Source organism: Chitinophaga agrisoli (assembly GCF_008386695.1).
GTDB lineage: Bacteria > Bacteroidota > Bacteroidia > Chitinophagales > Chitinophagaceae > Chitinophaga > Chitinophaga agrisoli.
This window is the reverse complement of the sequence record NZ_VUOC01000006.1, coordinates 1-641: the sequence shown is the minus strand read 5'-3', so window position 1 is coordinate 641 and position 641 is coordinate 1. Positions and strand designations below refer to the sequence as shown.

At 49.9% G+C, this 641-nt stretch carries 1 protein-coding gene; it reads right to left on the bottom strand.

Annotated features, from left to right (window positions below; genetic code table 11):
• Window positions 1-641 (bottom strand): cadherin-like domain-containing protein (locus tag F0L74_RS32715; protein ID WP_149842203.1); only part of this gene is annotated, 641 nt, incomplete at both ends.

Genomic DNA, 641 nt, shown 5'->3' with positions numbered 1-641 from the left:
TGTACCGTTGACAGGAGCTGTTGCCAGGGAGGCAGTCAGGCCATCTCCTTCAGGATCACTGTCATTAGTCAGCACGTTACCCGTTGCCGGCACGTCTTCAGTTACAGTGATGGAATCCCGCACAGCGATCGGCGCATCGTTAACGGCAGATACATTAAACACCAAACTAGCCGTATCACACAGCGACGGCGTGCCGTTGTCACAAACCTGATAGATCAAACTATCAAGACCATTGAAGTTAGCGTTCGGGGTGTAGGTAAAGCTACCATCAGCATTCAATACTACCGTACCATTTATAGGGGCGGTTACCAGGGATGCAGTCAGGCCATCTCCTTCAGGATCACTGTCATTAGTCAGCACGTTACCCGTTGCCGGCACGTCTTCAGTTACAGTGATGGAATCTCTTACAGCTATCGGCGCATCGTTAACCGCTGACACATTAAACACCAAGGCAGCCGTATCACACAGCGACGGTGTACCATTATCGCAAACCTGATAGCTCAGACTATCAAGACCATTGAAGTTAGCGTTCGGAGTATAAGTAAAGCTACCATCCGCATTCAGCACCACCGTACCATTTATAGGAGCTGTTACCAGGGATGCAGTCAAACCATCACCCTCAGGATCACCGTCATTGGTCA